The sequence below is a fragment of the Prevotella sp. HMSC073D09 genome (genome assembly GCF_001814145.1).
GTDB lineage: Bacteria > Bacteroidota > Bacteroidia > Bacteroidales > Bacteroidaceae > Prevotella > Prevotella conceptionensis.
In genome coordinates, this window is record NZ_KV815098.1 from 63738 (window position 1) to 77005 (window position 13268).

Sequence of the window (13268 nt, forward strand, 5' to 3'; positions counted from 1 at the left end):
CAAGGTAAAATGGTGCAAAATGCAGTGTGTTTTGCCGCTAAATGCAAGTCGATAAGCATAAATATCCGCAGAAATGGTATAAATGAAACCTCTTAGAGCCATGAAAAACATGGCTGAAAAAGGCGAAATAGTCGTTAAAAAGTAGCATTTTGGGGGCTAAAAGCAGGTAATTGGGCTTGAAAAAATACGAGGTGGCGACCAAACTAGAATGGTAAAATGGTGCAAAATGCAAGTTCTGTTCTTAAAAACGGACAATACCAAAGACGTGAAAGGTTAGAAATTGTGGCAATTTACCCACTTTACAGCCTATATTTTCGCTAGAATGGAGCGGAAATTAGAGCGATATTGTAAAGATAAAGATAAGAATTTAATTTTTTGGGGATTGCTGAGCTCGTGGGTTGATGAGCTTATGTATGGATGAACCCGTGAGTGGATGAGCTTGTGAGTGGATAAGTTCGTGAGTTGATGTGCTTGAGAGCTGTTTGCTTGTGAGTTGATGTGGTCGTGAGTCGATGAGCTTGTGAACCCGTGAGTTGATAAATTCTTGAATTTGTACGTTGGTGAATTGATATGTTTGGCTGTTGTTGGGTTTTCATGAGCCATAAGCCAGTGAGTTGATTTGTGGGGCACTTCGTATATGGGAAGAGTGCTCATCTTATGTTGGGCATCGAAAAGACAACAAACTCCTCACAATTATAGAAATAACAAAAGTCGAGACTGTTTCAATGTAAGAAGTGGGTTGGGGCTAGGTCCTAACCCACTTCTTTATATACGCGCATCTGCAAAACTTCTGTCTGCATTGTGTGCATTTCGGTATTTATGCGTATCTTTGCCTTTGTAAAAAGTTACACATGGCAAAAACATTCACCACATTCGGCCATTCGTCCGACGAGTTTCGGCGCGACGAATTGGTACGCAAAATAGAACATGCACTGCAAGAGCTCACCCTCGGCGAACTTGAAGCGCTGTATTACGACATGATTTCGAAAGACTATCTAAGAGACTAAGGCTTATGAACACGAAAAAGAACAAGGAAGAGCAGATACTTATCCGCATTACAGGACAAGACCGACCAGGGTTAACTGCCTCTGTAATGAAAATCCTAGCGCGTTACGATGCACAGATATTAGACATCGGACAAGCCGACATTCATAGTTCGCTGTCGTTAGGAGTGCTTATCCGTATCGACGACAAACACTCTGGCCAAGTAATGAAAGAACTTCTTTTTAAGGCCACCGAATTAAATGTACATATTGGTTTTGAACCCATTGGCGACCAGCAATACGAAGATTGGGTTCACGGACAAGGCAAAAATCGCTACATCCTTACACTTATTGGCCGTAGTCTTTCGGCCAAACAGATTGAGGCGGCCACAAAGGTAATATCGTCGCAAGGATTTAACATCGACTCCATCCTTAGGTTAACGGGTCGAATCAGCATTATGAACCCCGACAAGAACGTGCGCGCTTGCATTGAGTTCTCGTTGCGAGGAACGCCACAAGACCGCTCGGCCATGCAGAAACAACTAATGGCCCTCTCGGCCGAAATGGGTATCGACTTCTCGTTTCAGAAAGACGACATGTACCGTCGCATGCGTCGCCTGATATGCTTTGATATGGATTCAACCCTCATCCAAACAGAATGTATTGACGAATTAGCCATGCGTGCTGGCGTTGGAGATAAGGTGAAGGCCATTACCGAGAGTGCCATGCGAGGCGAGATAGACTTTAAAGAAAGTTTCAGGAAACGCGTTGCCCTGCTCAAAGGCCTTGATGTCGGGGTGATGAAAGACATTGCCGAACACATGCCTATTACCGAAGGCGTTGACAGGTTGATGGCGGTACTGAAACGATATGGCTACAAAATCGCCATATTAAGCGGCGGATTTACCTATTTTGGTGAGTTCCTGCAACACAAATATGGTATAGACTACGTATATGCCAACGAGTTGGAGGTTGACGACAACGGAAAACTGACTGGAAACTACGTGGGAGAAATAGTAGACGGACATCGCAAGGCCGAACTGTTGAAACTTATTGCCCAAGTGGAAAAGGTTAATTTAGCACAGACCATCGCCGTTGGCGACGGCGCAAACGACTTGCCCATGATTTCAGAGGCGGGACTTGGCATAGCCTTCCATGCCAAACCGCGCGTTGTGGCCAATGCCCAGCAGTCTATCAACACCATCGGACTAGACGGTGTGCTCTACTTCCTTGGCTTTAAAGACAGCTACATCAATGCCTAAACAAGCATAATACAAACAAAAACGGCCAATCACACATTGCGTGATTGGCCGTTTTTGTCGGGGCGACAGGATTCGAACCTGCGACCGCCTGGTCCCAAACCAGGAGCGCTACCGGGCTGCGCTACACCCCGAATCGCAAAACCCATTGTTGTTTTGCGGTTGCAAAGGTACTACTATTTGTTGGGTACTGCAAATATTTGTTTAACTTTTTATGATATCCAAGTCTACAAATATCTTTTTAAGTATTTGTACGCCACGTTCCACTTGCTCTTCCGTATGCGTTGCCATCAATGCCATACGCACAAGCGTATCTTGCGGCGCACATGCCGGCGGAATAACGGGATTGATGAAAACGCCCGCTTCGAAGGCCAGCTTTGTTACAAGGAAAGTTTTCTCCACATCGTGAACATAGAGTGGGATAATGGGACTTTCGGTGTCTCCAATTTCAAAACCCTCCTCCCTAAAACGGCGCAGCGCATAGTGGGTAACCTCCCAGAGCCTTTCAATGCGTTCGGGTTCTTGCTGAATGATGTGCAACGCCTCAAGTGCCGCTGCCGTTGCAGCAGGCGTGTTGGATGCGCTGAAGATGTACGAACGGCATGTGTGGCGAAGGTAATTGATGGTATCGGCATCCGATGCAATAAAGCCGCCGATGGATGCAAGGCTCTTTGAGAATGTTCCCATGATAAGATCCACCTCGTCGGTAAGGCCGAAATGCTCGCAAACACCACGGCCATGTTTGCCAAAAACGCCAAGGCTGTGTGCCTCGTCCACCATAACCGAGCAGTTGTACTTATGTTTCAAGGCCACAATCTCAGGAAGTTTGGCCAGGTCGCCCTCCATGGAGAACACGCCATCCACAACAATCAGCTTAACGGCCTCGTGAGGTAGCGACTTGAGAATGTTCTCCAAGTCTTCCATGTCGTTGTGTTTGTAGTGCAACTGTTTGGCAAACGACAAGCGCCTTCCGTCTACAATGCTGGCATGGTCGCGGTCGTCGCAAATAATATAGTCGCCTCTTCCAACCACCATTGCCAGCACACCCTGGTTAACCGAGAAACCCGTAGAGAAACATAACGTATCATCCTTCTGCACGAATGTGGCCAACTCTTTCTCCAATTGTACGTGTAAGTCTAGCGTTCCGTTAAGAAACCGACTTCCGGCACAGCCAGAGCCATACTTGTCTAGCGCGTCTTTGGCGGCCTTCACCACCCTTTCGTCTCCCGTCAGTCCGGTATAGGCGTTCGAACCAAACATCAAAACATGATGTCCATCCATCTCTACTTCGGTTCCCTGTTTGCTGGTTATCTCGCGAAAATAGGGATAGACACCCGCTTTAATATATTTTTGCGGTTCACGATAAGCCTTGTATCTTTCTTGTAATTGTCCCATTTTTAAATAGGTAAAAGAACTATTTTTTGTTTATCAGAGTGCAAAGGTACGAAAAAATACAGCAAAACGCCTATCTTTTCAAAGAAATCGGCCTTTAAAGCGTTTTTCGTCTGTTATGTGCTGTTATCAAATGTTTTTTATTATCTTTGCAATAAGGCTTGATTAACGCCCTTAAAAACGAAGTTAAACCCTGTCTGGAAACCATAAAACGAAACGGAATGAAAAAGAAAATTGTATTCATCATGAACCCCATATCAGGGACGGGAAGTAAGAAAGGCATTCCCGAAGCTATTGATAGATACATCGACAAGGAACTTTTCGACTACGAAATACGAACCACCGAGTATGCCGGACATGCTTGCCACATTGCCACCGAGGCCAAAGAGCAAGGTGTAGACGTGGCGGTGGCCGTTGGCGGCGATGGCACCGTTAACGAGGTTGGGCGGGCCATTGTGGAGTCTGACACGGCCTTGGGCATCATTCCCTGCGGGTCGGGCAACGGATTGGCACGCCATCTGATGTTGCCCATGAACGTAAAGAAATGTTTGCAGCTGATAAACACGTGCGAAATACACAGGCTAGACTATGGGAAAATTAACGAACACTACTTTTTTTGCACCTGCGGCATGGGGTTCGATGCCTTTGTCAGCCAGAAGTTTGCCCAAGCAGGTAAGCGCGGCCCCATCACTTACGCCGAAAACATCCTGCGCGAGGGCTTGAAGTATCAGCCCGAAACCTATGAAATAGAAGACGAAACGGGCGTACATCGCTACAAGGCCTTCCTTATTTCGTGTGCCAATGCCTCGCAATATGGCAACAATGCCTACATTGCGCCTAGGGCATCGATGAGCGATGGATTGTTAGACGTAATCATTATGGAGCCTTTCGACTTGCTTGATGCACCGCAAATTAGTCTCGACATGTTTAACAAAACCCTCGACAAAAACTCGAAGATAAAAACTTTCAGATGTAAAGAGCTAAAAATACACCGAAAGAACGAGGGTGTAATACATTTTGACGGCGACCCTGTTGAGGCTGGCAAAGACATTGTTGTGTCTCTAAAAGAAAAAGGTATTAATGTGATTGTAAACCCCGATGCCGACAAGTCGTTGCGAGAACCCAACGCCTTCCAATCTATTGCCGCCTCGCTTTTCAATGAACTCAACGACATGCGCCGGGTTTTCAATAAACGAAGTCAGAAGCTACCGCTGCTGGGAAAGGTTATCCAACGCAAGCTTACACGATAGAAGCCGCAGGCATTGCGCTAAGCAATAATCAAAACAACCTTTCAATCGTGCAATACCTCCTTAAAGCCTAAGTCTGGGTTTGGATTTAGGTGGATGGCAATTATGCTTATTCGCACTGAAAAGTGGGTAAATTGTTGGAGAACCGACAAGCTAAGCAGTTGATGAGGCAACCAGTTAACGAGCAGACAAGAAGAGCAGTCTGGTAAACAAGTAGATGAGTAAAGGTGATAAGTTTGGTTAACGAGTAGGCGAGTTAACGAATTGTCACGGTAGGTAGTTTAGCTAACAAGTTGGCTGGCACAGCCATCTTTTCACCTTTAAACCACCTTTTCCACCTTTTCACTCCTTCACCCTTTCACCTTTTCACTCTTTTCACCCTTTCACTTTTTCACCTTTTCACCCTTTCACCCTTTCACCTTTTCACCCTTTCACTTTTTCACCTTTTCACCCTTTCACCCTTTCACCTTTTCACCTTTCACCTATAAAAGCGGAAAGCGAAGCGCGCCTATAATGGCCGCTCCGCCTTCTTAAAGTATAATGGTTCAACAATTAGCCTTTGCAAATTGTCAGTCAGCAGTTCATTTACCTCTCGCGCTAATAGACAACACCCCAAGGCAGAATTTCCTCATCTTCTTCCTCCTCGTCGAATACAAATGACTTTGCATCGGCATCGTCGGATTGGTTACCAGAGTTCTGCAACATCAGTATCGGCTCATACTTATTGGTAACAATCTCGGATATTGGTTTTATATAATTCGTCTTCATAGCTCATCCCTTTCATTCTTGTACAGATACCTTTACTCCATTAATAACATACACACCAGCGGCAACAGGAACAGACCGTGTTTCGTTGGCCTTCAAATTCAGCTTGGCCACACTCATGCCGTTTACACCAAACACTTCAACGCGTTGTGCCTTCTTTGCAAAGAATGTAATCATTCCGTTTGCGGCCGTTACTGCTAGGTCGGCGTTAGCTTTTACGTTGTTGATGCCCGTTGTTTCGCCGTTCTCGCCAAACACAACATCGAAGGAAGCCATCTTAGCACCGCTTGTACTGCTGAACGAATAGTACGAACGGAATGGTCTTACTTTCACTTGTTTCGGGTCGGAAGGCAAGTTCAGTGATGAATAGTACTTGTTGTTGGCAAAATAGAACACCTTTTCAACATTATCTCCACAATAGGTACCCCTATTTTCAAAGGCATAGTTCGTTCCGTTTCCACTTCCCGTGGCCTTTTCGCCCGCCAAGTAAGTGTTGTTCTTATGGGCGGTGGTGGGCATAATGTCTGCGCCATACTGCATGGCCAAGAACGATTGACCGTCTTTTGGCGTATAAGCATCGTTCACCAATATCATGTAGGGTTTGTTGGCCTCGGTTGTCATTCCTTCTGCCTTAACAAAATGAACATCGCCATCGAACTTCATATAGTCGTAACCTGGTTTCTGTTCGGGACTAACATTAAGGCAATTAGTTGCTTGCATCACATATACCTCAAACGAGCAATCGTCGCCCTTGTTCACGTGCTTGCCGTCTGTCAAAGCCAAAGTGAACGGCAACATCAACGTAGCTTTCTTTGCTTGGCCGTTGGTTCCAGTTACCTCGCGCGTATAGAGAGCGTAGTTTGCAGCATCAACGCGTATCTTATAAGGAGAATAGAAAGGCTGTTTATCTGTGAGGATGATGTTTCTTGCAGCCTTATAGGTTCCACCTTCCTCTGCATAAGCAAAGTTGTCGGCAGCATGAGTGGTGTTCTTGGGCAAGAATACCAGGGCGTTCTTAGCCAGTGCATTCTTCAATGTGGTCCACGAGCTGCCGTTAGATGAGTATGCGCCTTGCATTTGGCTCCCCATGTCTACATAAAGCAGCTTATCCATTGCGGCGGGTACATTGCTTCCGCCAGCTGCAATAGCAGTTTCCAACTGCTCTTTCACCGCTTCTACAGAGCTATATCCTAAGTTACCTTCATTATCTTTGGATGTAACAACAGCGCCATAGAACTCTCCGCTTTCTGCTTCGCCATAGAACGACTTGTCGTATATCTTCTCGAAAGCAACACTCGGCGTATAGGTTCGGGCCACAAGGTGTATCTCCATGTCGTAGTATGCGTAATAACGATGCTGTGTAGCAGTGGTAGGAGCGATGTTATAACGCGTCTCGTCTGTGGTGAAGACGTAAGCGTTGGTCATGTAATCCTTGTTTTCTTCCGTCGGGGTCATCACCACATTGTTAAACTGACCGCCCGCAGCGGCATACTTTTCTAGCGTAAAGGGATATTCAATCAACGAAGTTGCAGTGCCAGTCTTGCTCACTTCATCGGCATTGTTAAACTTAAACGCCTTTGTTCCTGCCGTGGCCACAGACACTTTCTTCGTGTAATCGTAGTTGGCCGCAAAGTCGGGATGACGGTAGATGTTGTTGTTCGACTCGCCAAAGAGGTTGAAATATTCGGACTTTACAAAACCGAAACGTGCATTACCATTAGACGAACCATCGTAATATGTATTGTCGGCACACTTGCTCTTCAAGTTTTCGAAGGTAAAATGGCAAGCGGTGTTGAGCCAATCGCGCGGTATATAGAAGTAGAACACACCGCCACCCACGCTGAAATCGTTAGAAACGAACTCGCGCGAGATCTTCATGTCGCCGTGAGTGCACATCAGTTCCATGTGATTGATGTAGGGGTCGAGTGCTTCCACCGTGAGTTCGATGTTTACAAGGCCGTTCCCTCCTACTACTTCCAACTTTACAGCATCGTTGTTCAAGTCGTCCATTACAAAGTTTCCAGGCTGAGTGACGTTAATTTCTTTGGCAGCCTTACCCGTTTTGTCGTAGACTTTCAATGTATAAGTGCCCGATGCGTTGGAACGTTCCCATTGTGCAGTTCCCACATTGTCGTATTCTGCAAAGTAAACGGGACTACCTGGTTTGGTTCCAAACATGTACAAGTTGTTACATACAATTCCTTCTCCGACAAGGCTAAACCGACTACCTGTTCCATTGCCTATCGTTAGGGTATTGTTTGGGTCAACTACCAAGTAGTTTGAAGTGCCAACAACATTGATGCGTCCTTGAGCGTCAATCTCCCATTTTTGTTGTGTGGTGCCAAAGGTCGCATCTCTCTGTAAGTACCAAACGTCTCCACCTTCTATATATTTAATGTAGAACTTTTGCTCTGCACTTATGGTATAATTCACCTTTGCAGAAGTGATACGATAGTGCAAAGGCACATCATTTCCTTTTTGGTCTTTGGTACAAACAGGCGTTTCGGCAAAGTAAGTTTGCCCTGGTTGTATCTCGAAATAACCCATTTGGTCGATGGTTACCGCTTTGATTGTTTTGTTACCAACGGCAGAACCTGCTGTACGGCTATTCAAATCCAAGGTTTCGTCAACGCTAGCCCCTTCGTAAAACAGCGACTGAGCCATCAAGTCTTTCACGTTTCTGTAAACATAGCTTTGTCTTTTTACGCCCGTATAGGTGTTTTGGGAGATTTGTCCAAGGTCCACTTTCCCCGTGGGGAATGGACATTGCACAACACTTACCCCCTCCGCGCTAGCTTGTTTCGGAGCAATGTTAACCTTAAATGGAGCTTCGGGAGTGAAAGTTAGCTCAACATATTTTAATGTAACGCCCACGTATCTGCCTGAAACGTGGCTGTTAACACCATTGGCAATCTTAAAATAAAGTATGTTGCCCATGTCGCTCTCCACCATACTGGTGCGTTCGATGGTGAATTCTTCATTGCTCATACCCTTTTTCAGGTTCTTATAATAGGCCGACATGAAATCAAACCTCGAATTGGTTTCACCGAAATAGAAAGCGCGATCGTGCGTTACGCGAAGCTTGGCTTTTCCGTTTCCAAACACGTCAACGTTGTTTTGCACAATAATCTTATAGCTTGTAAATCTGTATCCATGTGGCAAAGCGAAGGTAATAAAGCCATCTTCTCGCTGTCCGCCAAACACTTGTATGCCCGTATCGGCTCCTGTGTTATAAAGGTTGTTGCCATGTACGGCCAATTGTCCGTTTGGCGAAAGCGTTTTTAGGTCAGATGCGGTCATTGTCAGTGGCAGTTGGTGGTGTTTCCATGTGGCAAAACCGCCCGATGCAAAGCCGGTTTCGGTTGCTCCACCAGAATAAGTGGTCTGCGAACAAATCATACTACCTGTGTTTTCGCTCACTATAACGTTTTGCGCCCTGCTTGATATTCCGCAAAACATACTACTGAGCAAGAGCATGGCGAACAGTCTGCCACATGCCTTTGCGTGTAAAAACATTCTTCTCATAACACTCGTTTTTTAAATTAATAATTGTTGATAGATATACTTCTTTTCTCGTTCCTCGAAAAGTGCGTTTTCTCGCCATGACAATGTTCGAGCAAGCTCGACGTTGTTCATTTGGCTTAACGAAAACGTTCATTTTATTAAAACACATACACAACTCAATTGTTTCGCAACATACTACTCCCTATTATTGGGAGATGTGCAACTAATTAAGAATGGCTGCTATCTAAGGCAAGGCCTCTTTTCCGTTAATAACAGATAATGCGGAAGTTGCATCTACACATAAACTGCATTGTTTGATAGAGCTTAAACCCTCGGTAACAAAGTTTTCACTGTTGTCGTTAATATTTCTAGTCCTATCATTAGGTCAGCATCTCACTGTTTATTCGTTTCGTTATCTCTGAGTACCTACACCCTTACAGCGGTGCTTATCCTTTTTGAAACGGAGAATAATAATGGCATTCTCAATTTGTTATCCATGCCATTTTATCGCCTTCTGATTTTGTTTGTCAGAATGTTTCAAGCGCAAAAGTAGACTTAATACTTCATTTCAAGAAATAATTGAGGGCGCAAAATGGCGCAAAGACAAACAAATAATACGCAAACCAACGCAAATTGTTTGAAACGTGCAGGCAAGAAGTGCGTTTTTCGTTATCAGAATGCAAAGTTTTGATTGAGCCAGCTAGGCTATCCCAAAATATTTTCATATCTTTGCCACAAAGTACAGCTGTTTACGCCCCTCGCATTTGCCTGCGAAGGTAAGCGTTTGAACATATCCCACGAACAAGCAGTTGAAAAGAACGCAAACGGTTCTTAATTAACAGGATAGCGCCAAAGACTAACCATTGAACTGACGAACAACAATACGCGACCTTCAACCAAATGTCGCAACTCTGAGAACTTATACTGCATTCGGCACAATGCTATGCCGACAAAGATACGTAAAATCAACAACATTAATCACAAATGAAAACAACTACTTTAACCGCCCAATTCGAAAATTTCGTTGCCTTGTACACAAAAGACAAGGAAGAACGAGTGCGTTTCTTCGTTTTCTTTGCAGGTGCCATTCAGCTCATTGTCTTTACCTTGCTGAATATTGTGGGTACAATTGGCATCTACCATCCCTTCTTGCAAACGGTTTCTTTCGCACTCCTTGCGTTATGTGTAGCGATGGTTACGCTATACCTTCGCCGTACGCTGTCGCTTGTTTCTGCCTTCGCCACATTTGCCATTACAGCCCAACTACTTGAAATGGCGCGCATTGCATTTCTTCTCTTCCTGACCCCTCCAGGCTACGAAGCGATGGTTATATATTACCAAGTGGGTTCTTACACCATCTTACTTTACCTAGCCTTGGGCTTTATACCCCAAATACCCGTCCTAGTAACGGCTTTAAACATTGCAACATTGCTCTGCGTAACGCTGTACGACGGACACGCCATAGACCAGCAAATCGCGCTACTCTTCGCATTACTCTGCATTTTCACTTGTGCTCTGGCTGTCATTAGCCGACGAGGCCTCCACAAAATACAGCAAGAAAACAAAGATTATCAAGACACGCACAACTCGATACTCACCGCTTTCAACATGAGCCAAAGCGAACTGATAGCCTATTTGCAAATATGCCGTGCCAAAGAGCCTAACAGCAAACACGTCGACATGCTTTTAAGTCAACTTAACGAGCAATCGAAACACAACCTTGTCCATGCGGCGATGGTTTTGAAGAAAAAGCACGATGCCCAACAACTTGAATTAAGTAAATGCTTTCCTAGCCTTACGCATACCGAATTGGAAGTGAGCAGACTTGTGGTTGAAGGGAAAACGCTTGGCGAAATTGCGTTAATTATGGGAAAGACAACGACCAACATCAGCACTGTGCGCGGAAATGTGAGGAAGAAACTTGGCCTGCAACCCAGCGAAGACCTTGTAGAAAAGCTAAAAGAACTGGCCACACCTGCCAACAAAGCTCTGAGAAAGGCCTTTTAAAGGTAAACCTACACTTCTTTTACCTGCCTATATTGTTAGGCTATTGCCCTTTTATTGTCAACCAATACCCTTGCATATACACATGAAAAGAGCCACATCACACTCTTTACACAGAGTGGACGTGGCCCTTAAGGTTTTGTTCTTGTCACGCTCAGCTATTGGCCTACACCCGATGTGGGTTCAACAGATTGTCCATAGACACCTCCGTTTGGCCTGCATGTGCTTATCAGCTTTCCTTATATATAAGGACTAATGGCACAGTTTGCACAACAGCTGTTGCAACATTTATTTGTTAGTTGCCCACCACCACAGCAAAATAAGCCTTCTTGCCTGTTGGGTAAATGCCTTGTATGTAAAGCACAGGGTCTTTGCTTGTCGATGCCTCCTTAACGGCTTTCTGCAAGTCGTCAGTCGACTTGATAATCTGTTCGTTCACCTTCTGAATGATAAATCCTTTGGCAACGCCAGCATCTTTAAGTGCACCATTGTTCACCCTTATAACCTCCAAGCCCGTGCTTATATTGAGTTGGCGTTTTTGTTCGTCGTTAATTTCCTTGAAGTTGCCGCCAAGAATGTCTAGATCGGCGCTCTTCATCACCTTCGTGTTGCCCTGAGCATTCTTCAAAGTAGCCGTAGCAGTGGTTTTCTTCTTATTACGCAAGTAAGTAATGGTAATCTTGTCGCCAGGCTTTTTGCCCGAAAGCAATTCTTGAAGTTCGGCCATCTTGGTAAGCTTTCTTCCATCGGCAGCAACGATAACGTCGCCAGACTTCAAGCCAACAGCCGAGCCTGCACCACCATCTTCAACAGAATCAACATATATACCATCGTTTGTTCCAAGGTCGTGTTCTTTGCCTTTCTCCTTTTCCATGTCAAGGTAAACGCGGACGTCGCCACCTTTAATGCCCATAACAGCACGTTGCACGCTACCATATTGCTTGATGTCGGCCACCACCTTATTCATGATGGTTGTGGGAATGGCAAATCCATAGCCGCTATACGAACCCGTTTGCGAATAGAGCATGGCATTGATGCCTACCAATTCGCCTTGGGTGTTTACCAGTGCGCCACCCGAATTGCCCTGATTGATGGCAGCATCGGTCTGGATAAACGACTCAATGGGATTGCCGCCCAACGTACGAGCCTTGGCACTAACGATACCGGCAGTAACTGTTGAGTTGAGGTTAAAGGGGTTTCCAACGGCCAACACCCATTCGCCCACTTTCAGTTTGTCGGAATCTCCAATAGGTAAGGTGGGCAAGTTCTTTCCGTCTATCTTAATCAGCGCAAGGTCTGTGCTTTTGTCCGTGCCAATAATGCGAGCAGAAAACTCCCTGTTATCGTTTAGGGTTACCGTAAGTTGGTCGGCACCTTCAACCACGTGATTGTTAGTTACGATATAGCCGTCTGCCGATATGATAACACCCGAACCAGTTGCTTCACGCTTCGGGGTTTGCACTTGTCGTTTTTGTGTTCCGCCATTGCCTCTTCCTGGACTTCCAAAGAAGTCATCAAAGAAGTCGCTAAATGGGTCGCTCTGCACTTCAACGGTTTGCACCTTTGAGTTCTGAACATACCGAATATGCACAACGGCGGGCAGTGCTTTTTCAGCGGCAAAGGTAAGGTCTACGGGTTGTGCTGGCATCGCTGGAGATGCTGCAGCAGCATTTACCTTCATAAATGAACCGGCAGAGAATGCAATAGAAAGCACGCATAATCCGCCAATGAGGTACTGTGAATACTTTTTCATTGTTTCTTTCTTTATTTTTTAAATTACTATTTTTGTCTTGTCTTAGCTTTCCGCCTGCAAATATAGGCGCAAATATTTAAATACAGCAACTTCGCCACCTTTCTTTATCCCTATTTAACATACACGAATATCATATTAACGCCTATTAATGCCGTTGTGATTACTAATTGAAATAATCAGCCATTCTAACGCCTAGTAATTATTACTCATTCCTTATATGAACCGACAAATAGACATTGAAGTAACTTTGACTTCCTCTTTTGTCTTGTGTTCTTATGTAAAAATGGACGTATTTATGCCAAAACACGAAAGATGAACGTTTTCGGCAAGCCAAATGAACAATGTCGAGCTTGCTCGGACA

Annotated in this window: 8 protein-coding genes and 1 tRNA gene; 4 read left to right on the top strand and 5 right to left on the bottom strand. The window is 45.1% G+C overall.

Going from position 1 to position 13268, the window contains the following annotated elements; genetic code table 11:
• Positions 1 to 851 precede the first annotated feature (851 nt).
• Together HMPREF2955_RS16250 and serB are read left to right on the top strand one after the other, a co-directional pair.
• Complete coding sequence (locus HMPREF2955_RS16250) at positions 852 to 1007, top strand: hypothetical protein (protein WP_009229843.1); 156 nt, start codon at positions 852 to 854, stop codon at positions 1005 to 1007.
• 5 nt (positions 1008 to 1012) lie between these two features.
• The gene (gene serB / locus HMPREF2955_RS08775) at positions 1013 to 2245 is read left to right on the top strand and encodes a phosphoserine phosphatase SerB (protein WP_009229844.1); all 1233 of its coding nucleotides are present in this window, start codon (positions 1013 to 1015) and stop codon (positions 2243 to 2245) included.
• A gap of 57 nt (positions 2246 to 2302) precedes the next feature.
• Here the strand turns inward: serB and HMPREF2955_RS08780 are convergent.
• Positions 2303 to 2376: transfer RNA gene (locus HMPREF2955_RS08780), tRNA-Pro, on the bottom strand.
• A 70-nt stretch (positions 2377 to 2446) separates the two neighbouring features.
• The gene (locus tag HMPREF2955_RS08785) at positions 2447 to 3637 is read right to left on the bottom strand and encodes a serine palmitoyltransferase (RefSeq protein ID WP_070722728.1); all 1191 of its coding nucleotides are present in this window, start codon (positions 3635 to 3637) and stop codon (positions 2447 to 2449) included.
• 218 nt (positions 3638 to 3855) lie between these two features.
• Between HMPREF2955_RS08785 and HMPREF2955_RS08790 the strand changes: the two genes are divergently transcribed.
• Positions 3856 to 4884 carry a diacylglycerol/lipid kinase family protein gene (locus tag HMPREF2955_RS08790; RefSeq protein ID WP_009229846.1) on the top strand — a complete coding sequence of 343 codons (1029 nt, stop codon included), beginning with the start codon at positions 3856 to 3858 and terminating at the stop codon, positions 4882 to 4884.
• Between the two features lie 594 nt (positions 4885 to 5478).
• Here HMPREF2955_RS08790 and HMPREF2955_RS16255 read toward each other — a convergent pair.
• Both HMPREF2955_RS16255 and HMPREF2955_RS08795 read right to left on the bottom strand, forming a co-directional pair.
• Positions 5479 to 5649, bottom strand: coding sequence for a hypothetical protein (locus HMPREF2955_RS16255; protein ID WP_009229847.1), 171 nt, complete (start codon positions 5647 to 5649; stop codon positions 5479 to 5481).
• A 12-nt stretch (positions 5650 to 5661) separates the two neighbouring features.
• Complete coding sequence (locus HMPREF2955_RS08795) at positions 5662 to 9171, bottom strand: hypothetical protein (protein WP_070722731.1); 3510 nt, start codon at positions 9169 to 9171, stop codon at positions 5662 to 5664.
• Positions 9172 to 10134: 963 nt separating this feature from the next.
• Here HMPREF2955_RS08795 and HMPREF2955_RS08800 point away from each other — a divergent pair.
• Positions 10135 to 11157, top strand: coding sequence for a helix-turn-helix domain-containing protein (locus HMPREF2955_RS08800; RefSeq protein WP_070722733.1), 1023 nt, complete (start codon positions 10135 to 10137; stop codon positions 11155 to 11157).
• A gap of 292 nt (positions 11158 to 11449) precedes the next feature.
• On the opposite strand, the gene HMPREF2955_RS08805 is transcribed toward HMPREF2955_RS08800, so the two are convergent.
• Positions 11450 to 12907, bottom strand: coding sequence for a Do family serine endopeptidase (locus tag HMPREF2955_RS08805; RefSeq protein WP_070722735.1), 1458 nt, complete (start codon positions 12905 to 12907; stop codon positions 11450 to 11452).
• Positions 12908 to 13268 lie beyond the last annotated feature (361 nt).

Excerpts from the sequence above, each read along its gene's own strand:
- HMPREF2955_RS08795 (WP_070722731.1), bottom strand. The coding sequence starts at position 9,171 with ATGAGAAGAATGTTTTTACACGCAAAGGCATGTGGCAGACTGTTCGCC.
- HMPREF2955_RS16255 (WP_009229847.1), bottom strand. The coding sequence starts at position 5,649 with ATGAAGACGAATTATATAAAACCAATATCCGAGATTGTTACCAATAAG.
- HMPREF2955_RS08805 (WP_070722735.1), bottom strand. The coding sequence starts at position 12,907 with ATGAAAAAGTATTCACAGTACCTCATTGGCGGATTATGCGTGCTTTCT.
- serB (WP_009229844.1), top strand. The coding sequence starts at position 1,013 with ATGAACACGAAAAAGAACAAGGAAGAGCAGATACTTATCCGCATTACA.
- HMPREF2955_RS08785 (WP_070722728.1), bottom strand. The coding sequence starts at position 3,637 with ATGGGACAATTACAAGAAAGATACAAGGCTTATCGTGAACCGCAAAAA.
- HMPREF2955_RS16250 (WP_009229843.1), top strand. The coding sequence starts at position 852 with ATGGCAAAAACATTCACCACATTCGGCCATTCGTCCGACGAGTTTCGG.
- HMPREF2955_RS08790 (WP_009229846.1), top strand. The coding sequence starts at position 3,856 with ATGAAAAAGAAAATTGTATTCATCATGAACCCCATATCAGGGACGGGA.
- HMPREF2955_RS08800 (WP_070722733.1), top strand. The coding sequence starts at position 10,135 with ATGAAAACAACTACTTTAACCGCCCAATTCGAAAATTTCGTTGCCTTG.